At 51.3% G+C, this 18,069-nt stretch carries 18 protein-coding genes; 9 read left to right on the top strand and 9 right to left on the bottom strand.

The annotated features are described in order from the left end of the window. Positions 1–316 precede the first annotated feature (316 nt). The 4 genes from NDI52_RS10530 to NDI52_RS10515 all read right to left on the bottom strand — a co-directional run bounded on the left by NDI52_RS10530 (position 317) and on the right by NDI52_RS10515 (position 2,889). On the bottom strand, positions 317–589 hold the full coding sequence (locus tag NDI52_RS10530) for a GlsB/YeaQ/YmgE family stress response membrane protein (RefSeq protein ID WP_190770657.1): 273 nt from the start codon (positions 587–589) through the stop codon (positions 317–319). 370 nt (positions 590–959) lie between these two features. Further along, the gene (locus NDI52_RS10525) at positions 960–1,208 is read right to left on the bottom strand and encodes a hypothetical protein (RefSeq protein ID WP_190770656.1); all 249 of its coding nucleotides are present in this window, start codon (positions 1,206–1,208) and stop codon (positions 960–962) included. A 297-nt stretch (positions 1,209–1,505) separates the two neighbouring features. Beyond that, on the bottom strand, positions 1,506–1,688 hold the full coding sequence (locus NDI52_RS10520) for a hypothetical protein (protein ID WP_190770655.1): 183 nt from the start codon (positions 1,686–1,688) through the stop codon (positions 1,506–1,508). A 91-nt stretch (positions 1,689–1,779) separates the two neighbouring features. Beyond that, entirely contained in the window at positions 1,780–2,889 is a 1,110-nt protein-coding gene (locus NDI52_RS10515) for a PIN/TRAM domain-containing protein (RefSeq protein WP_190770654.1), read from the bottom strand. Between the two features lie 262 nt (positions 2,890–3,151). On the opposite strand from NDI52_RS10515, the gene hemW reads away from it, so the two are divergent. Beyond that, positions 3,152–4,336, top strand: a complete 1,185-nt coding sequence (gene hemW / locus NDI52_RS10510) for a radical SAM family heme chaperone HemW (protein ID WP_347280046.1) — start codon at positions 3,152–3,154, stop codon at positions 4,334–4,336. Positions 4,337–4,491: 155 nt separating this feature from the next. On the opposite strand, the gene NDI52_RS10505 is transcribed toward hemW, so the two are convergent. The 3 genes from NDI52_RS10505 to grxC form a co-directional block, all read right to left on the bottom strand. Beyond that, complete coding sequence (locus tag NDI52_RS10505) at positions 4,492–5,265, bottom strand: 1-acyl-sn-glycerol-3-phosphate acyltransferase (RefSeq protein ID WP_190770652.1); 774 nt, start codon at positions 5,263–5,265, stop codon at positions 4,492–4,494. 402 nt (positions 5,266–5,667) lie between these two features. Next, positions 5,668–6,153, bottom strand: coding sequence for a tRNA adenosine(34) deaminase TadA (tadA, locus tag NDI52_RS10500; RefSeq protein ID WP_347280021.1), 486 nt, complete (start codon positions 6,151–6,153; stop codon positions 5,668–5,670). Then, a complete protein-coding gene (gene grxC, locus NDI52_RS10495) occupies positions 6,154–6,465 on the bottom strand; it encodes a glutaredoxin 3 (protein ID WP_190770651.1) in 312 nt (103 codons plus the stop codon). It abuts the gene before it with no gap. A gap of 207 nt (positions 6,466–6,672) precedes the next feature. On the opposite strand from grxC, the gene NDI52_RS10490 reads away from it, so the two are divergent. Next, the gene (locus NDI52_RS10490; protein ID WP_190770650.1) at positions 6,673–6,996 is read left to right on the top strand and encodes a DUF1825 family protein; all 324 of its coding nucleotides are present in this window, start codon (positions 6,673–6,675) and stop codon (positions 6,994–6,996) included. A 149-nt stretch (positions 6,997–7,145) separates the two neighbouring features. Here the strand turns inward: NDI52_RS10490 and NDI52_RS10485 are convergent, their stop codons facing one another. Beyond that, positions 7,146–8,948 (bottom strand): penicillin-binding protein 1A, encoded by a 1,803-nt coding sequence (locus tag NDI52_RS10485; RefSeq protein WP_190770682.1) that lies wholly within the window; start codon positions 8,946–8,948, stop codon positions 7,146–7,148. A 670-nt stretch (positions 8,949–9,618) separates the two neighbouring features. On the opposite strand from NDI52_RS10485, the gene tyrS reads away from it, so the two are divergent. The 4 genes from tyrS to tilS all read left to right on the top strand — a co-directional run bounded on the left by tyrS (position 9,619) and on the right by tilS (position 13,759). Then, entirely contained in the window at positions 9,619–10,863 is a 1,245-nt protein-coding gene (gene tyrS, locus NDI52_RS10480; protein ID WP_199307733.1) for a tyrosine--tRNA ligase, read from the top strand. A 178-nt stretch (positions 10,864–11,041) separates the two neighbouring features. After that, positions 11,042–12,037, top strand: coding sequence for a c-type cytochrome biogenesis protein CcsB (ccsB, locus tag NDI52_RS10475; protein WP_190770648.1), 996 nt, complete (start codon positions 11,042–11,044; stop codon positions 12,035–12,037). 200 nt (positions 12,038–12,237) lie between these two features. Then, positions 12,238–12,621, top strand: coding sequence for a KGK domain-containing protein (locus tag NDI52_RS10470; protein WP_190770647.1), 384 nt, complete (start codon positions 12,238–12,240; stop codon positions 12,619–12,621). A gap of 139 nt (positions 12,622–12,760) precedes the next feature. After that, entirely contained in the window at positions 12,761–13,759 is a 999-nt protein-coding gene (gene tilS / locus NDI52_RS10465) for a tRNA lysidine(34) synthetase TilS (protein WP_190770681.1), read from the top strand. 60 nt (positions 13,760–13,819) lie between these two features. Here tilS and hmpF read toward each other — a convergent pair whose 3' ends face one another. Beyond that, a complete protein-coding gene (gene hmpF, locus NDI52_RS10460; RefSeq protein ID WP_190770646.1) occupies positions 13,820–15,571 on the bottom strand; it encodes a pilus motility taxis protein HmpF in 1,752 nt (583 codons plus the stop codon). 168 nt (positions 15,572–15,739) lie between these two features. On the opposite strand from hmpF, the gene NDI52_RS10455 reads away from it, so the two are divergent. The 3 genes from NDI52_RS10455 to NDI52_RS10445 all read left to right on the top strand — a co-directional run bounded on the left by NDI52_RS10455 (position 15,740) and on the right by NDI52_RS10445 (position 17,997). Next, positions 15,740–15,886, top strand: coding sequence for a hypothetical protein (locus NDI52_RS10455; RefSeq protein ID WP_348256395.1), 147 nt, complete (start codon positions 15,740–15,742; stop codon positions 15,884–15,886). A gap of 173 nt (positions 15,887–16,059) precedes the next feature. Further along, positions 16,060–16,215 carry a hypothetical protein gene (locus NDI52_RS10450; RefSeq protein WP_190770645.1) on the top strand — a complete coding sequence of 52 codons (156 nt, stop codon included), beginning with the start codon at positions 16,060–16,062 and terminating at the stop codon, positions 16,213–16,215. Positions 16,216–16,713: 498 nt separating this feature from the next. Then, the gene (locus NDI52_RS10445) at positions 16,714–17,997 is read left to right on the top strand and encodes a response regulator (protein ID WP_190770644.1); all 1,284 of its coding nucleotides are present in this window, start codon (positions 16,714–16,716) and stop codon (positions 17,995–17,997) included. Positions 17,998–18,069 lie beyond the last annotated feature (72 nt).

Here is an 18,069-nt window from a genome sequence, read left to right as displayed (position 1 = left end):
TATTTTTGTGTGCTTTGTCAACAAGAAATAACCTTCAAAGCAGCCTCTAATATAGCGCTGTGCATGTTGATTAAGTACGGTGGTGTGGGGCACGAAGTGCCCCACACCACCGTTGTTATACTTAACGCACTTGCACATTGCTATATACAACTCGTTGATGAATATAAATATGAGAAGTGCGTGGTGGAAAACACCGCGCACTTCTCATATTTATATTTCTTCTTTACGGCTGATCGAGTTTTAGGACATGTTTTAAAGCTGACCAGAAGGGTTGTTTTTCGTGTGCTGCGCGCACGGAAAACAACCTTTGAAGGTCCTAATAAACTCTCCGTCTCATGAAGGCATAATATAACCACAAAGCAATGACGGCACCGATAACAGCAATGGCTAACCCAGCAAAGCTAAAACCAACCCCTGCTAGGACAAGCGAACCTGTGGTTAATAGTGTGTATAAGGTGCCACCAATGAAGGCTCCAACAATACCCAGGAGCATGGTTCCCAGGATACTGCTATCTTGATAACCGGGGTAGATTGCTTTGGCGATCGCACCAGCCAATAGACCTAAGACAATCCAGGCTAAAATACCCATAGTAAAGTTCTCCCTTACTTAGTTAGCTACTGATCGCTATTTTGAAGCTAGTATTTTGAACGGAAGAGCTCTTCACACCTTCAAATCTACAAAATTTAGCTAGCTCAGGTGCCCCCCTTTGGAGATAAAAAGAGGTAATCTTCCATACCCAAAGAGTACAGAAGATTACCTCTTTAACTAATTTCTGAGCTGCGGTTATCTAGACTAGCCAGTTAGCCAGCGCCCAGATTCCAATGAGAGATAATAAAACGGCTAACCATGCTCCCAAGTTCACCATTGATATACCTCCTTTTCTCTGTACTAACCGTTTCCTGGAATAATTACAATTACGTTGCTACCAACCCCAGGTTACGGGCTCCAGACATCGGGCCTATTCATCCTCATCTTGGTCACGAGTCATGAGACTAGCCCTTGCATCAATCGTTGGGCTTTCCAACATTTGCGGAGCTACTGCTGGGTTTTCGACAATATCCCGGGGGTTGCCTTCAAACCCACCCTTATAAACCAAGTCCATGGGATCAACAACGCGTTCATCCACACTGTCAGAACGCTTCTGATTTGCTTCCTGGGATGAATCCTGATTAGGGGAAGAATTGTCGTTGGGTGTTGCGTTTTCCATTACATCTCCTGGTTTATCCGTTGTAATTTCTACGAACTTGATGCTTAGTCAAACCGAATCTAAGATTTAACCAGAGCTATTCACAAATGCTTCGATGATTTAGCTTTCCACTTGTATGCCAGTTCTATATTCCACTTCACCGAAATTACTCATTAATTGCATCTATCGATGGTCATGGCAATAAGAGTAATTTTCATCAAAATTGCTTTATGAATGTTGTGTGCGGTGGATTTCAAAGTTGCACACAACGTTAATATGGCAGCCCTTTTTGGGTTAGGGGGCTATGGCGAGGAAAAACTACTTTTTCTTTTGTGCCTTCCAGGTACCACCATAGATGTAATGTGGATTATTCTGGCTGACATCCGAATAACAGGCGTCGCAGATAAAGACCCAGCGTTCGGTGTCATCAATTTGAGCACGGTAGAGAACGGGCGCACTGTTTTGGCAGCGATCGCATACCTTTTCCCGTTGTCGTGTCATGGAATATATTTACCTCCTGTCATGGTAAAAGAGGGGGCACCAGTGCCCCCTCTTTTACCATGACAGTTCTAGAGCAAAATCATATCTGTCGTTAGCGCTGAGATACCGTAGAACTCTGGCTACTATCTTGCTCGGAGTTTTGAGGCCGGGCAAAAATCATGCGTCCGGCAGAGGTTTGGAGTGCGCCCGTCACGACAACACTAATAGACTCGCCAATGTAGCGATCGCCCGTCTCCACCACCACCATAGTGCCATCATTCAAATAGCCAACTCCCTGGTCGGCTTCCTTTCCCGGCTTAAGAATTTTCAAATCAAGGCTATCACCCGGCACATAGGTTGGACGAATAGCCTGGGCCAGGTCGTTAATGTTGAGGACGGTAACTGCTTGCAAACTCGCAACCTTATTCAGGTTGTAATCATTGGTCAGGAGGGTGCCATTAATGTCTTGGGCCAACCGTACGAGTTTGGCATCTACCGTGCTGACATCATCGTAATCCGCTGGGTGAATGACCAGGCGCTCGGGATAGGTTTCGTTCAACCGATTCAAAATATCCAGACCACGCCGCCCTCGGATACGCTTTTGATCGTTGGAGGCATCAGCTAACTGCTGCAACTCTTGCAACACAAACTGCGGTACTAACACCTGTCCTTCAAGAAAACCCGTGCTCAGAATATCTTCGATGCGACCATCAATAATGCAGCTGGTGTCAAGGATTTTCGCCGAGGCTGACTTAAGGGTTCCTTCCGCAACCAGCAGGGTTTCGACAGAGTTAGGGTTGAGTAGGCGTAGGAGCGATCGCCCATTTGCCCCCGCTAAGTTCATTCCAGATACGGCAAAGACGACACTTCCCAGTACCGCCGTCAGGGGTTTGATAAAGGCAAAATCTGGGGGAATCGGCAACAGAAAGATTGGAGCTAGCATTAAGTTAGCGATGAGCAAGCCCAGCACCAACCCAATAGAGCGGCTTAAGAGCTGATCGATGGGCATCACCTTGATCTGTTGCTCCAACCGGCGATAGCTCGTTTGAGCCATCAATCCTAGCGCCAATCCGATCAGCCCGCCAAACCCAGCAATGACTGAGCTAAGCCCTTCTACATTAGAAACCTGACGCAGCGTCTCGGAGGGGAGAAAATCGACACTGTAAAAGCCGATTCCTGCCCCTGCTAGCATGAATGAAATGATAATGAGAGCATCTAGCATAGGTTTAAGCTGGGGTTTGTCTAGGCCTGGGCTCCAGGCTGTGGGGAGCATAAGGCAATTTCATAAAAAAGGGCGATAACCTGAGTTTTAAAAATCAGAATATCAGCTGCGACCAGACCGAACACCGCTGAGATAGCCAATATATACAGCCTCATTATATCCATTGCGTCTCCCCTCGATTGACCGGCAGGCTATTGAATATCCTCGATTTATGAGTTCTAAAAGAGTTGAAATAACCATAGCATCTACGCCCGGAAGTGCTGTGCCAGAAGCCAATTTTGCTCCTGTGAACGCTGCCTACATTCACATTCCCTTCTGTCGACGGCGGTGTTTCTACTGTGACTTCCCGATCTCTGTTGTCGGTGATACACGTCGCGGCGAAAATTCAGGCGCGATCGCTGAATACGTCACTCACCTCTGTCAGGAGATCCAGCAAACTTCGGTGGCGGGGCCGCCCCTGGAAACCATTTTCTTTGGAGGAGGGACCCCTTCTCTGTTGGCAATCGCCCAACTGGAAACCATTCTGAACACCCTGCAACAGAAATTTGGCATTGCTCCTGGCGCAGAAATCTCCATGGAGATGGATCCGGGCACCTTTGATCGAACCCATGTCGAAGGGTATGAGGCTGCCGGGGTGAATCGAGTAAGCCTTGGTGTACAAGCTTTTCAAGCAGAGCTTCTGCAAGTCTGTGGGCGAACCCATCAGCCTGAAGATATTCCTGTAGCCCTGGATCTGGTGCGTCAGGCTGGAATTAAGAATGTCGGTATCGATTTGATTTCAGGGTTGCCGCAACAAACCCTGGAGCAGTGGGAAGAGTCGCTGCGACGAGCGATCGCCCTCAGTCCCACCCATCTTTCTGTCTATGACCTGATCGTAGAACCGGGCACGGCCTTTGCTCGTCAATATCGACCTGGCGAAGGCCCTCTGCCTCCTGAGGAAACTGCCGCCCAAATGTACCGTTTGGCTCAGCACCTTTTAACGGCTGCGGGGTATGAGCATTACGAAATCTCCAATTATGCTCAACCGGGCTATGCCTGTCGCCACAACCGAGTGTATTGGGAGAACCGTCCCTATTACGGCTTTGGCATGGGAGCCGCCAGCTACGTAGGGGGGCAACGGTTCACACGCCCCCGCACTCGGCAGTCCTACTACGACTGGTTACAGGAAGGAATGGTGGTGGATGCGGCTGTAGCAACGACAGGCGATCGCCTGCTCGATGCCCTGATGCTAGGGCTGCGATTAGCCGATGGAATTAATTTGACGACCTTAAAACAAGAGTTTGGCGATGAAGTTGTGGCGCTCATCCTGAAAACTCTGACCCCTTATGAAGGGGCAGGCTGGGTTGAACGTCCTCAGCTAGAACAGGTGCGCCTGAGCGATCCAGAGGGGTTTTTACTCTCCAATACAATTCTGGCGGCCCTCTTCGAACGTTTCTCCATAGATTGAGCAAACTAGTAGGCTGCGGCCTAAGTTCGCAACCTATGTTTTTGTGTAGGGTGCTTCGCACCCTACACAAAAACATAGGTGATGGATTTCCGCCTCAGCGTACTAGATATTGCATCCTGACGTAGGCGAACTTAATCCACCCAGTACCCGCAACATCAGGCAACTTCTTCTGTTTGCTTGGCCTGCTGTGTTGTGGCCCTGAGCTCAGGGTGAGAGGTCAAACACTTGTGTCTTAATTGCACTAACCGTTGCCGTAAGTCGTGGGTAAGGCGCTTGGCATCGTCTTTAGGATTGCCAGTCAGATAATCAGCCACCACCATGGGAGTGCTAATCTGAATGCGCACTTTGGAACCCCAACGGGGCATCTCCTCGTCATAGTGCAAATGAATGGGCACAATCTTGGTTCCTATACCAGGCTCGCTCCGCTCTGAATGAATGGCTAAGCGGGCCAACCCTGCCTTCAGAGGGTGCACCTGATTATCACGGAAAATGCCCCCTTCCGGAAAAATAACCAGCATTTCCTGGTTGCGCAGCAAATCCATTCCGTAGCGCAAGCTAGCAATACCGGGTTGTCGGGGGTTGACTGGAAATCCGCCTAACCTGCGGATAAACCACCCCTGAATTCCTTTCACTTCGTCTACCGTCACCATAAACCGCAAGTAGCGTCCGGTTACTCGTGGGCCAGTAACGTGGGGCACGATCAAAGCGTCCCAGCGAGCTTTATGAGTTGGGGCCAAAATAACAGGGCCAGACGATGGAAGATTTTCCTGCCCCGTTACTTCAATTTCGCTGAAGTAGGACGGTAAGAGAAGCCGGCTGCCCAGGGGATAGGCGATCGCCGAAAGCCAGGGAGAAATGCGAGAGTCGATGGGAGCAGCTCGCTCGATGGACGTGAGGTCAATTTCGGTCTCAGGTTTCGAGGATGCCATGAAAATCCGTTTAGGGCGGTAACGCCGTTCCAATCTGCATTTTTAGAATAGTCGGCAATTGAAGGAGCCCTGTTGGGAACAGGACAGTTCTACGGCCGTCCAGATCTAGGCTATCGATTCCATCAGGAAAGCCTAATCCATCGTTGGCAGGAACCCGGCCTCCGCCGCAGGTTATCTCAGCTATATCAGGACTTATGCATTTGTGTTGTGGTTGGTGTGCGAAGTACACCAACCACAACACAAATACACTACGGATAGCGGGCTCGCGTAAGTCCTGTATATCACCTCCGAGAAATCAGGACTGAGGCATTTAATGTTGGGTGTGGTGTGTTTCGCATACCGCACCCAACATTGAATGCCTCAGTCCTGAAGGTTTGAACGGAAGAGAATTTATCCGGGAGATCAGGAACGTCGTTCTAAAAACCACTGCTGTAACTGGTTACGGCATGCCGACTCTAATACCCCTGGCAAGACTCTCAATCGATGATTTGAGCAGGGGCTATCTGGCAGGTTCAGGACAGTACGTATGGTGCCTGCCTTTGGATCATCGGCTCCATAGACTAGCAGGCCCAGGCGTGCCAGCAGAATTGCCCCTGTACACATGGGGCAGGGTTCCAGGGTGACATATAAGATACAGTCTTCGAGATGCCAGGTGCCCCGTGCTTGCCCCGCCGCTCGTAAAGCAAGGACTTCTGCATGGGCTGTGGGGTCATGGTCGCGTTCTCGGCGGTTTTCCCCTGTCGCAATTAAAGAGCCATCCCCGGCTATCACAACTGCTCCTACAGGGACTTCCCCCGCGGCTCCTGCAGCTGTAGCCAGGGCGATCGCCTGCTCCATCCAATAGCGATGAGCAGCGTGTTCAGGCGATAGTACACTCTTTCCGGTCACTTAGACGGCTGGTTGCTGCAAGAGAGCATCAAGTTTTCCCTCCCGATCGAGGCTGTAGAGATCATCGCAGCCACCGACATGCTCATTGTTAATAAAAATCTGCGGCACTGAGCGACGACCATTTGCCCGCTCTGCCATGCGGACTCTGGCTGCGCCATCGCCGTCAATTTTGTATTCAGTAAAGTTTACTCCCTTCCACCGCAACAAAATTTTCGCGCGAATGCAATAGGGGCAAGTTTGCCAGGTGTAAATTTCGACTTGAGCCTTCGCTTCAGGATGACGGCCCAGTAATCGGTTCAGCATTTCAAACATGGTTTTTTAAGTAGGTTTCAAGTAAGTTGAATGATAGGAAAGCTTGCATTGGCTAGGTGATGTCAACGCCCATCGCCGCATTTCACCCCTGAAGTTGAGTGTAGCGATTTCCGCACTTTAGCCCAACCCCTCTCTCCCCTACAATGTATGTATTGCAGCCTACTCGCTGCCTTTCCACCGCTTTTCCCGTTCAGATCGCATAAAGCCATGGGATTTTTTGACTCCGATATCGTTCAACAGGAAGCCCGCCAACTGTTTGAGGACTATCAGAACCTGATGCAGTTGGGTGGCAGTTATGGCAAGTTTGATCGTGAAGGCAAAAAGATTTTCATTGAGCAAATGGAATCCGTCATGGATCGCTACAAGGTCTTCATGAAGCGGTTTGAACTCTCTGAAGACTTTATGGCTCAGATGACGATGGAGCAACTCAAAACCCAGCTCGGTCAGTTCGGTGTCACCCCCCAACAAATGTTCCAGCAAATGCACATGACCCTGGAACGCATGAAAGCTGAAGTCGAAAGCCAAATTTGACTGTTTTCCATGTATTTAATGCCTGTGTATTTAACACCACAGGCATTGAACATTTTTTCACTATCGCCAGAGAGCATGTACGGAAAGAAGGTGGGGTAAAACCCCACCTTCTTTTCGTACACACATTGTGGTCGCTGCTAGATAGGTACCTAAGGCCGTACAAACTGCGAAGCTGGCTTGAACTGTTCTGCTGGAACTCCCTCCAATGCTCGTAGCATAAAGCTCTTCCAGATAGGTGCAACATAGCCCCCACCCGTCGCCCCTCTACCTACTGGCGAGTAGTTATCGTTCCCTATCCAAACGGCAACGGATAGCTGTGGTACATAACCCACAAACCAAATATCCCGTTCCGAAGACGTCGTTCCCGTTTTTCCAGCAGCGGGGCGGCCAATCTGGGCTGATGTGGCGGTTCCTCGGGAGATAACCCCCTGCATCACATCATTGAGCGATGCCACTGCCCACGGGTCTAAAACCAATTGAGGCCGGGGGGTATTGTCCAGTAGTACCCGTCCACTACTATCCGTTACGCGCACAATAAAGGTCGTTTCAGATTGCCAACCTCCACTGGCGAAGGTCGCATAAGCCGAAGCCATCTCTAGAGGTGTCAGGTCTACAGATCCTAACGGTAGTGAAGTTACGGGCTCAATGGGGCTGGTAATTCCCAAAATTCGGCAGATCTCAATCACGCGGTTGATACCGACCTCTTGGCCCAACTTCACCGCGGGTACGTTGCGTGATTGCTCTAGCGCTGATCGAATACTCATGGCACCGTAAAAGCTGCCGTCGTAGTTCTGAGGAGCGTAGGACTCATAGCCATCGGGATAACTCACGGGAGAGTCCATGATGGTTGAGCTGGGCGTGTACTTGCCACTCGCAAAAGCTGCGTAATAGACAAACGGCTTAAAGGCTGAGCCTGGCTGCCGCAAGGACATAATTGCCCGGTTGTACTGGCTTTGCTGGTAGTCGACCCCGCCCACCATTGCCTTCACGAAATGCGTTCGGGGATCTACGGCGACGAGGGCCATCTGATCGGCCCGCAACCCGCGTCGCCGGATGGTCTGATATCCATCTCTCACCGTTTCTTCAGCAATCTGTTGCAGTTTCAGGTCGAAGGTCGTCTGAACCCGCATGCCGCCTTTCAAGACGGCTTCACGGCCAAACTGCTCTGCTAACTCCTGCTCGACTGCTTCCGTTAGGTAAGGGGCACGGCTTACATCAAAGGATTGAATATCCCCCAGCCGAATGGGCTGTTGCCGGGCCTCGGCTTCCTCTTCCGGGGTAATCCAATTCAGCGTCCGCATGCGTTCCAGCACAGTTGCTTGGCGCCGCTTGGCCAATCGGTAATCCACAAATGGGCTGTAATTCTCTGGGGCCTGAATTAACCCAGCCATCATGGCAGACTCGGCCAGGGTTAAGTCAGCGGCTTTTTTGTTAAAGAAGCTCTGAGCAGCAGTTTCAACCCCGTAGTTGTTGTGTCCCCAATACACCTGATTGAGGTACATCTCCAAAATCTGATCTTTGTTAAAGATCTGCTCTAACCGGAGGGCCAGTACCGCTTCCGCCAGTTTCCGGCTGAAGGCTCGTTCTGGGGTCAAGAACAAATTCTTCACCAACTGCATGGTGACGGTTGAACCCCCTTCCACCGTGCGGCCTTCCTCCAGGTTGCTCAAGAGCGCGCGGGCAATACTGGTGGGGTTAATACCGTGGTGGGAGTAAAACTGGTTATCCTCGATCGCCAATACCGCCCGCTTCAAATCAGGCGATACTTCGTTGAGTGTAACGACATCCCGGTTGAACTCGTCATGGATGCTGTCGAGCTGAACCCCGTTAATGTCGTAGATATAGCTTGTTTCAGCCGGAATATAGTTACGCAAAACCCTTACATCGGGCAGGTTTCGGAAGCTGATGGCTAGGCCCACTAGCCCGCCTGCGACGACCGAGCTGCTCAGCATGGTGATGCTGAGTAAAGTTCCAGCGGTAACTTTCCCGACAGATTGTACAAACTGAAAAATAGGGGCCAGTTCCGAGGATTGCTCCGGTACGGCCTGAGCAGAAGTACCCTCGGGGGTTGGCGACGGGTTGCGCCGGGGTGGTTTGGGAGGACGATTTTTCGGTCCCCTGGAGCGGGCGGTATTGGAGGACACGTCGACAACCTTAATTACGAAACGGATCTGGCAAGGATTAGGTCGAACAGGCGAGTAGAGAGGAACACGTTAGCTGAGTTTAGGGCAGCCTATCAGAAGTAATAGCAGATATCTTCAAATCAGGCAGGAAAGATTCACAAACGTTGCCACGATTTTGGCAGAAATTGAGAGGTTTGTCCCGTTGTGTTCGATAGGATCCCAAAAGGCGATCGCCCATGCCCATCTACTCAAAACAATCTGTATAGTCTATCCCCTGTTCTAGCCTTGTCATCCGGATGCAAGCCAAGAATTACATAACGTTCGGCTAGGCAATCCCCATGGAAAGCGTGGCGAACCCAGACGGAAACACAAATTAAAACTATACTAGGCATTGCTCAAAAAATGATAAGAACCTGTGGGAGCGATAGAAGTAGGCGTGGGCGCAGCAAATTTAGCTCAATCAACTGTTAATGGCGTAGGGGAAACGGCCTCTTCCGATCTGGCCTGGTTGACCCGAGGGATTGTGGAGATCTTCCCAGACGACCGTAACTCCAAAGATCCTGCCGAAAATCTTATGCAGCGCTTGAAGGAGGGCGATCGCCCTCTCCGAGTCAAGCTGGGTATTGATCCCACGGGTACAGAAATCCATCTGGGACACAGCATTGTCTACCGTAAACTGCGAGCATTTCAGGATGCGGGGCATACAGCAGTCGTTATCATTGGCGACTTCACCGCCCAGATTGGCGACCCCACCGGCAAATCTGAAGTTCGTAAACAACTCACTACGGAACAGGTCAAGGCCAACGCCCAGACCTATCTGGATCAGTTGCGCCCTATCCTGGACTTTGATACCCCCGGGCGGCTAGAAATCCGCTACAACTCCGAATGGCTCTCTACGTTGGATCTGAGCAAAATTCTAGAGTTGCTTGGCACGATGACTGTGAGTCAGATGCTGGCTAAGGAAGGCTTTGCCGAGCGGTATGAAAAACAGGTGCCCGTCTACCTGCACGAATTTCTTTACCCGCTCATGCAAGGCTACGACTCTGTCGCGGTGCAGGCAGATGTGGAACTGGGAGGCACTGACCAGAAATTCAACCTGGCGGTAGGGCGGGACTTGCAGCGCCATTTTGGGCAAACACCTCAGTTTGGCCTATTGATGCCCCTGCTCTTGGGCACCGACGGGGTGCAGAAAATGTCTAAATCCCTGGGGAACTACGTTGGGCTGCTGGAGGATGCCCTGACCATGTACTCCAAGCTAGAGAAGACTCCGGATAACTTGATTTCCAGTTACTTTGAGTTGCTGACTAACCTGCCACTGGATCAGTTGCCGGAGAACCCGCGCGATCGCCAAAAACTCCTCGCCCTGGAAGTCGTCAGCCAATATCACGGGAGAGAAGAAGCTCTCAAAGCCCAAGAAGCTGCAATCATTCTCACCTCTGGTTCACCAGTATTTGGTAGCTCTACACTGAACCAATCATTGAGTGTCTCAGCCACAGCCCTTGAGGTACCCACATTTTCCATTCAGGAAATTCAGTTTCCAGTGAAGCTGTTTTATTTGTTGGGAGACAAAGCAACAGGATTGTGTAAGAGCAGTTCTGATGCCCGGCGACAGATCAAGGGTGGTGCAGTACGGTTAGATGGTGAGCGCATTACTGACGAGAACCAGGAATTTGCATCAGCTGAAGAAATCCAGGGCAAAGTTCTACAGGTTGGCAAGAATAAGTTTGCCCGTCTCGTACTTTGACAGGCCGTCTTTTGAACGGCACGAGGCACTTGTGTATTTTTAAGCAAGAACCCAGCGGTTGTTGGCTCAAAAATCCTCGAAGCAGCAACCGCTTTTTCCTTCTGTACCGAGACTCGATAGGATAGAGAGGGATCGCTGCACAGCGATCGAGATTAATCTCACGGGAGTTTTCCATCACATGGATTTGGTTGTTCTCCAAAATTGGCTGGATAATGCCTCCTTTGCTGTCCTCTTTTGCACCATGCTGGTGTACTGGGCGGGCGTGGCATTCCCAGGAGCAACGGTGCTACAGACCCTGGGTACAACGGGGATGGCGATCGCCAATCTAGGGCTGGCTGCACTTCTGGGTGCTCGCTGGCTAGATGCCGGATACTTCCCCCTGAGCAATCTTTACGAGTCTTTGCTGTTTATTGCCTGGGGCGTCACGGCTGTCCATTTCCTGGCTGAAAGCACCAGCCGTAGCCGTTTGGTGGGAGCATTTACCTCTCCCGTCGCCATGGGGATCACAGCTTTCGCGACCCTGTCTCTGCCCGCAGCGATGCAGAAGTCGGAACCCCTGGTTCCTGCACTGAAGTCCAACTGGCTGATGATGCATGTGAGCGTGATGCTGCTCAGTTATGCCTGTTTGATGGTGGGAGCTGTTTTGGCGATCGCCTTCCTCATCGTTACCCGTGGTCAATCGATTCAGCTCCATGGCAGTTCTGTGGGCACCGGGGCCTATCGCGAAGGTCGCTATCGCCTGCGCCGTGCTGGAGCACCTGTGGAGGCGGAGGAGCCGGTTGCGTCTTCGGGTGGTAGCACAGCCGTACTCAATCCTGTGGCGGCCACTACCATGGCTTTAACTCCTCAACGGCTAAGCCTTGCCGACACCCTCGATAATGTTAGCTACCGCATTATTGGTCTGGGCTTTCCCCTTCTCACCATTGGCATCATTGCCGGAGCAGTTTGGGCCAATGAAGCCTGGGGCTCCTACTGGAGTTGGGATCCCAAAGAAACGTGGGCACTCATTACCTGGCTCGTCTTCGCCGCCTACCTCCACGCTCGTATTACCCGAGGTTGGCAAGGACGACGTCCTGCGCTTCTGGCGGCTTCTGGTTTCCTGGTGGTTTGGATTTGCTACTTAGGGGTTAATCTTCTGGGTAAGGGGCTGCATAGTTACGGCTGGTTCTTTTAAGCTCGCGTTCGTCGCCCCGCTGCCGATATCGCTCCCCCTACACGGCATAGATGCCCAGAGCTACTATACCGTTATGAATTAATAAAATTCCAAAGAGGTATAAAGATTGCCACACCTCTTTGGAATTTTATTAATTCGCTAAACCCTTATATATTGGAACCTGGACAAGCGTCCCTGGATGACACTGAGGATCATCGTTAATGGAAGATTACAACCTGCTTAGTGATGACGAGGTGCTGCACGTCCGTGTAGGCCGTGTACTGATGCCTAACTCCACCTTTAAGGTGAGTGAATTTTTGGATGCCCTGGCTCAGGTCGTCAGCGAACGAGAAACGGAATGGGTAGACGAGTGCGAAGATTGGTTTACCGATGAGGGTCTCCGCTGTGAGGTGCTGCGGTTTGGCAACCAGGGCTGGCAGCGTGGCCGTGTCCGAATTCGCTTAGAGTTTCAGCCAGAACCCCAGAAGCTTCTAAAAGAGCAAGCGCCTCGCCGTGCCAACCGTCAGGAGCGAGCTTACCGGGGTGACGTCCAACCAGCGCGGGTCGAGGACGTTCCCTACGAAGAATTTCGAGATGATTACTAAGGGTCCGTCAAACTTTTTGTAGGGCTGCGACCCTCATAAAAATCTTAAGGGTGAGAGTTCTTCACCCTTAACAGATTGGCAAGGGCTCTACTGCCCATTAATGTTTTTGATGGTGAGCGATCGCCACCCCCAATCCACCATGTCGGCTGCATTCCTCTGGAGCCCCTATCACGCCCGTCTGCACCATACCCTTCGGCAACGGGGTCTTTTTTCTCGTAAACAAAGCATGTTGATTGCCGTTTCCGGTGGTCAAGATTCTCTCTGTCTGGCGCAATTGCTCTTGGATCTGCAACCCCATTGGGAATGGCGCATTGAGATCGCCCACTGCAACCATCGCTGGCGTCCAGATGCCGATGATAATGCAGCTTATGTCCAATCCTTAGCCGAAGCATGGCAGGTGCCCTACCATGGGCGCACCGCCGCTGAACCCATTCCCTCCGAAGCCGCCGCTCGTGACTGGCGCTATGCCGTCCTTAAGGAAATTGCCCGGCGGGAAGGATTAGACTGTGTCGTGACGGGCCATACGGCGAGTGATCGCGCGGAAACGCTTCTATACAATTTGATTCGAGGCAGCGGAGCTGACGGCCTGCAAGCTCTCACCTGGAACCGTCCCTTAAGTGACTCCATTCGTCTGGTTCGTCCTCTCCTGGACTTCCTTCGCTCCGAAACCGCTCAAGTCTGTCAGGACAGACAGTTGGAGGTCTGGTACGACGCAACCAACGACGATGTAACCTACGCCCGTAACCGTATCCGCGAAGAACTTCTCCCTTACCTGCAGGAGCACCTCAACCCCCGGGTCGAAGCCCATCTTGGGCAGACTGCAGAGCTACTACGAGCCGACGTAGCTCTGTTAGAAGAATTAGCAACAACCGTGCGTAAACAGGCTAGTAGCCCTGATAGCCCCTACGCCTTAAATCGGCAAGTGCTCAAAAACGCTCCTCTGGCCCTCCAGCGGCGGGTGGTACGCCAGTTTCTGCAAGGCTTATTGCCAGCATCCCCTACCTATGAGCAGGTCGAGAAGGTGGTACGACTTATTCTTGCACCCAACCGTAGTCAAACAGATCCCCTTTCGGGAGGGGCGATCGCCCGCGTTGAGCAGGACTGGATTCAGCTTCAATCGAGGGAATCCAATTACTAATAAATTGGGGGTAGCGCTTAGCGCTACCCCCAATTTATTAGTGATGATTCAGGTAATGGGTTAGGAAGCGTATTCTGGAGCCTGGGTCAAACTGCCGATCAATTGGCGCATCTCGGCGATCGCTTGCAACTGATAGTCGCTGGCTTCCTGGAACTGATTCATCAGCCCAGCAACGGCTTCCAGATTTTCCTGCAACTGCGGCAGAGCTCGGCTGGCAAACTGCATGGCATCCGGGTAGGAATTGAGCCGTCCCCAGATTTCGCCCAGGGCTCCCTTCTCAGCTTTCAGGTCTTGCTCCTGTTGCTGTAGCTCATTCCACAGGGCTTCCTGGGTCGCCGCTTGCTGATCCACTTGTCCCTGCTGATTACCAAAGCTATCTTGCATGGCCTTAAGGTCGCTCTGGGCTTGTTGCAAAGCCTGCGAAAGTTGTTGCTTCAGGTTATCCAGTCGAGACACGACGGGGGAGAGATCAATTTCCGGACCACTGCCACCACTGCTTTCTCCCTTACGACGGCTTAGAACTTGTCGATGCTGCTGGATGACATCTCGCCGCTCTTGCAAAGTCCGTCGTTGCCCTACCAGGGTCTCATCCAACATCCGATAGCGATCCTGCTCGTCTGCCAGCTCCGACTCCATGCGCATGCGATCGTACTCGCTAGCACTTTGGATTTGCTCCATCAGCTTATTGATGTCGTCCTGTTGAGCTGTCAGCTCCTCTTCCTGGCTGCTCACGAAGCGCGAGATTTTCTCCAGGTCAGCCTCCATATCTCGAACTGCCGTCTCCAACTCCTCTAGAGGCATCTTTTCCAGAGCGCTTAGGTCAATGCCACCACCCAAAGTAAACTGCCCCGACGTCTCAATTAACTGTCGGAATTGTTGTTGTAACTCATCCTGCTGCTGTAGCTGAGAAGTCAGGCTATTGATATGGTCCTGCTTCATATCCACCAGCTTTTGGCGTGCTTGCAGTTCCGCTCGAGCATCTTCTAGTGCTGTCTGAGCCTGCCGCCACTCCTGCCAGCGCGTCTGCAGCCGTTGCAGGTTCTCGTCCAGGGTATTCTGACGTTGCTGAGTCTGGTTCCGCTCCTCATCCAATGTCTGATAGTGGCTTCCAATGCTCTCCTGCTGATGATTGAGGATACCAAACGCCTGGTTGAGCTGTTCCCGTACGGCTTCGGTCGGTGCGATCGCCCCCGATAGCCGATCCAGCAACTCCTGCATCTGCTGGGCCTTCCCTTCATCGAGCACAGCCGATTGGGAATATTGAGCCTTCTGCTCCTCCATGCGGTTCATTTCACCCCGCAGATGAGCCCAGGCTCCTTCAAGATCCTGGTTCTTACGGTCGAACTCGGCCCGCTGCTGCTCTACATTCGCTTGCAGCTCTTCAATTTCCCGACGCTGTTGCTCCAGCCGCTCAAAGTCTTCCTCCATCTGGTGGAGTTGCTCTTGGCGAGCTTCTAGCTCCATTTCTCGACGGTTGAGTTCCTGGCTCTGGTAAGTCAGCGACTCCTTCCATTGTTCAATTTCTTCTTCCTGGGATTTGGAGCGATCCTGGAGGCGGGAGAAGTTTTGCAGAATGGTCACCAATTGACGTGCCGCATCGGAGTGCCGCTGTATCTGCTTGGTTCCACTCAGCTCAACCATAATCAGTGCACCGGCGTTGTAGCTAGCCATTTCATCGGGGCACTGAACAATTTCTTCATTGGGTACAGCCGTCCAGCTACTTTCTGAACGCTGGCACGCCAATAATCGAAGTTCCACCTTTGCGGTTCGGAACGCTCCACCCTTCTTCTGCACTTCGGCTAGATACAGCACACCAATATTCCTCTTCCGTATCGGTCTAGACTAAATACCAACGATGCAAATCAATCCACCTGATGGTTGGCAGTTCCTTAGTAGCTGGTAAGCCTATACTGACTTAGGAACCAGTCCCTAGCCCAGCCAAGGTCTTCCATAAGTCTAATCAAAGGCCCCATCATCATTATGTTGCAGAATAACCAAGGGGATACCGATCGAGCCGATGGTATCTCGGTTATCCCTGGCAATTTGGTTAGCTGCTGGCGATCGCATCCAACCGTCAAATCGCTCCGCTTTCCGCCCCTGACATCTGCGAACACGCAGTGCGACTAGGTTGGGATGGAGGCACCTGAATCCTTCCGTTCAAATGTAACACCATCAAATGGGAACGGGATCTGGTTCTAACGCAAAAGCACAAACGCTTTTCTAAAATTTATGCAGCCTTCAGGTTTATGCCTTGAATGCGTAATTTTCCGGACAGCATCCAGCAAGCGCGAAGACTCACAATGACAACTTCAGATCTGATGGGTGCAGGGCTAATGCTCTTTGAACAGCCTTTTCAAGTATTGCGATCGCCCTTTTCCTTCCTGTGTCTGGGTAGTGTTGCAAATGCGTGGTTGGTTGTTGAGATGGGGGTAAGCTCCCCGCTCAAAATTAACTAATCAACATGTCTAGAACAGCACCAAATTTATGGCAATGCTCCACTTTGTCACCATTAAGAAAGGCTTCTGTCGTTCTTGGCCATCTCATCTATATATAACGTTGTGTAAACTTCCGGGTATCCACGATTATTCTGCAAAACCCTCTAATTAGGAAGCTTTACAGCCTTTCATCCGGCCTCCCAATGGCTGAAGTAGAGGTATAGCAGTGACTATAGATTGTCCAATCAATGAGTAACGCTATAGTGATAAAGCAGAAGCTCAAGAGCAGCCTTAATTAGCTGCAAAATCAGGCAAAAACCGCTAAAAAGCTACTTTTCATAGGTTAAAAACTCTTTGGGCGAGGAAAAGTCTTTCATTGCGATTGCTCAATACTTTGAGCATGGCTGATGATTTTCCCAATCTGATCGGGAATCTTGATGAAAGAGGTAACAATGAACTAGGTAAAGCACGCGGTTCCCCAATCCCGTGCAACCGTTTTCAGGAGAGCCACTCGGCTAAATGCAGGGCACACTCAGCGAAATCGATAGTCGCAGTATTCTTCAACTCATTGAATTAGGCCAGCGAACTGGAGAGCTGTTTGTCGAAGCCTACAGCTTGCCAATGGTTCCGACCGGCAATGATGCAGTTGTTGCACAGCAAGCTTGGCGGCGCCCTAAAGCCCCAGTCGAGAAATCCTGGTTTGTCTTCTTCCTGAATGGACAAGTAGTCTATGCCGGTGATGCTGGATCAGATTTGACGCGCCTGCGGGATTACCTGCGTCACTATCGCATTACTCTTTCTGCAGATAATGCAGCTCCTTCGGCGATCGCCACCACCAACGCTCCTGAGTATGGCCACCTCTGGGCTCTGCTTGAGAACCATACCCTTACGGCTGCTCAGGGACGCACCATCCTTCAACGTATGGTGCAAGAAACATTGTTTGACATCCTGAGCCTGCATCAAGGCGCATTCATCTTTGAGGTTGGCCCACCTCTGGTGCCTCAACTAATGCCCTTGGAAATCGGTGCGTTGGTGCCCCAAATTCTGAAACAGGTGCAGGAGTGGAAGCAACTGCGCCCCCATGTGCAATCTCCGGAGCAATGCCCGGCGCTTGCTGAAACCAGCCACCTACGTTCCAAAATCTCAGAAAGTGCCCTGACCGCCTGGCTCGATGGCAAAACCTCCATCCGTCGCCTGGCTCGCTATTTGCATCAGGACATTGTGGCTGTAGCAAATCGTCTTTACCCCTATGTGGAACGGGGCGATCTGCAACTGCACATGCCCCAGCCTATTCCTGCCCCAAACCCAAACCTACTGCCTCAAAATCGGGTACCACGAGTTGTGTGCATCGATGATGGGGCCAGTATCCGTAAAGTCGTTGAGCTCATTCTCAACGGCAATGGTTATGAAGGCACATCCATTAGCAACCCACTCAAGGCGCTGAGCCTTCTATTCCAACTCAAGCCCGATCTCATCCTGTGTGATATCTCAATGCCCGAGTTGGATGGCTACGAAATTTGCGCCATGCTGCGCAAGTCCACCGCGTTTCGTCAGACCCCCATCATTATGTTGACGGGTCGAGACGGATTTATTGATCGGGTACGCGCCCGAATGGTTGGGGCTACAGACTATCTGACGAAGCCCTTCGGAGAACACGAATTATTAACTCTAATAGAGAAATATATCGGGCCTGGGAATCCTGATCAGCCTGAGCCTGAAAAATTATTGGCCGAAGCCCTTGAAAATGAGTTAGAAATTGGTATCCCCCGATCTACTTCCGCCACAACTACCCCAACTGATTAATTATTCAATTTGAAGTGCATTATCTTGGTTTACAGGAGAATCCTTATACTGTCCTCGTTAAGCCTCCTTCCC

Source organism: Leptolyngbya sp. PL-A3, from assembly GCF_039962325.1.
Taxonomy (GTDB): Bacteria; Cyanobacteriota; Cyanobacteriia; order Elainellales; family Elainellaceae; genus Vacuolonema.
The sequence above is the reverse complement of the archived record's forward strand: the minus strand, read 5'-3'. Positions and strand labels throughout refer to the sequence as shown.

Excerpts from the sequence above, each read along its gene's own strand:
- NDI52_RS10530 (WP_190770657.1), bottom strand. The coding sequence starts at position 589 with ATGGGTATTTTAGCCTGGATTGTCTTAGGTCTATTGGCTGGTGCGATC.
- NDI52_RS10525 (WP_190770656.1), bottom strand. The coding sequence starts at position 1,208 with ATGGAAAACGCAACACCCAACGACAATTCTTCCCCTAATCAGGATTCA.
- NDI52_RS10520 (WP_190770655.1), bottom strand. The coding sequence starts at position 1,688 with ATGACACGACAACGGGAAAAGGTATGCGATCGCTGCCAAAACAGTGCG.
- NDI52_RS10515 (WP_190770654.1), bottom strand. The coding sequence starts at position 2,889 with ATGCTAGATGCTCTCATTATCATTTCATTCATGCTAGCAGGGGCAGGA.
- NDI52_RS10505 (WP_190770652.1), bottom strand. The coding sequence starts at position 5,265 with ATGGCATCCTCGAAACCTGAGACCGAAATTGACCTCACGTCCATCGAG.
- grxC (WP_190770651.1), bottom strand. The coding sequence starts at position 6,465 with ATGTTTGAAATGCTGAACCGATTACTGGGCCGTCATCCTGAAGCGAAG.
- NDI52_RS10490 (WP_190770650.1), top strand. The coding sequence starts at position 6,673 with ATGGGATTTTTTGACTCCGATATCGTTCAACAGGAAGCCCGCCAACTG.
- NDI52_RS10485 (WP_190770682.1), bottom strand. The coding sequence starts at position 8,948 with ATGCTGAGCAGCTCGGTCGTCGCAGGCGGGCTAGTGGGCCTAGCCATC.
- ccsB (WP_190770648.1), top strand. The coding sequence starts at position 11,042 with ATGGATTTGGTTGTTCTCCAAAATTGGCTGGATAATGCCTCCTTTGCT.
- NDI52_RS10470 (WP_190770647.1), top strand. The coding sequence starts at position 12,238 with ATGGAAGATTACAACCTGCTTAGTGATGACGAGGTGCTGCACGTCCGT.
- tilS (WP_190770681.1), top strand. The coding sequence starts at position 12,761 with ATGTCGGCTGCATTCCTCTGGAGCCCCTATCACGCCCGTCTGCACCAT.
- NDI52_RS10455 (WP_348256395.1), top strand. The coding sequence starts at position 15,740 with ATGTTGCAGAATAACCAAGGGGATACCGATCGAGCCGATGGTATCTCG.
- NDI52_RS10450 (WP_190770645.1), top strand. The coding sequence starts at position 16,060 with ATGACAACTTCAGATCTGATGGGTGCAGGGCTAATGCTCTTTGAACAG.
- NDI52_RS10445 (WP_190770644.1), top strand. The coding sequence starts at position 16,714 with ATGCAGGGCACACTCAGCGAAATCGATAGTCGCAGTATTCTTCAACTC.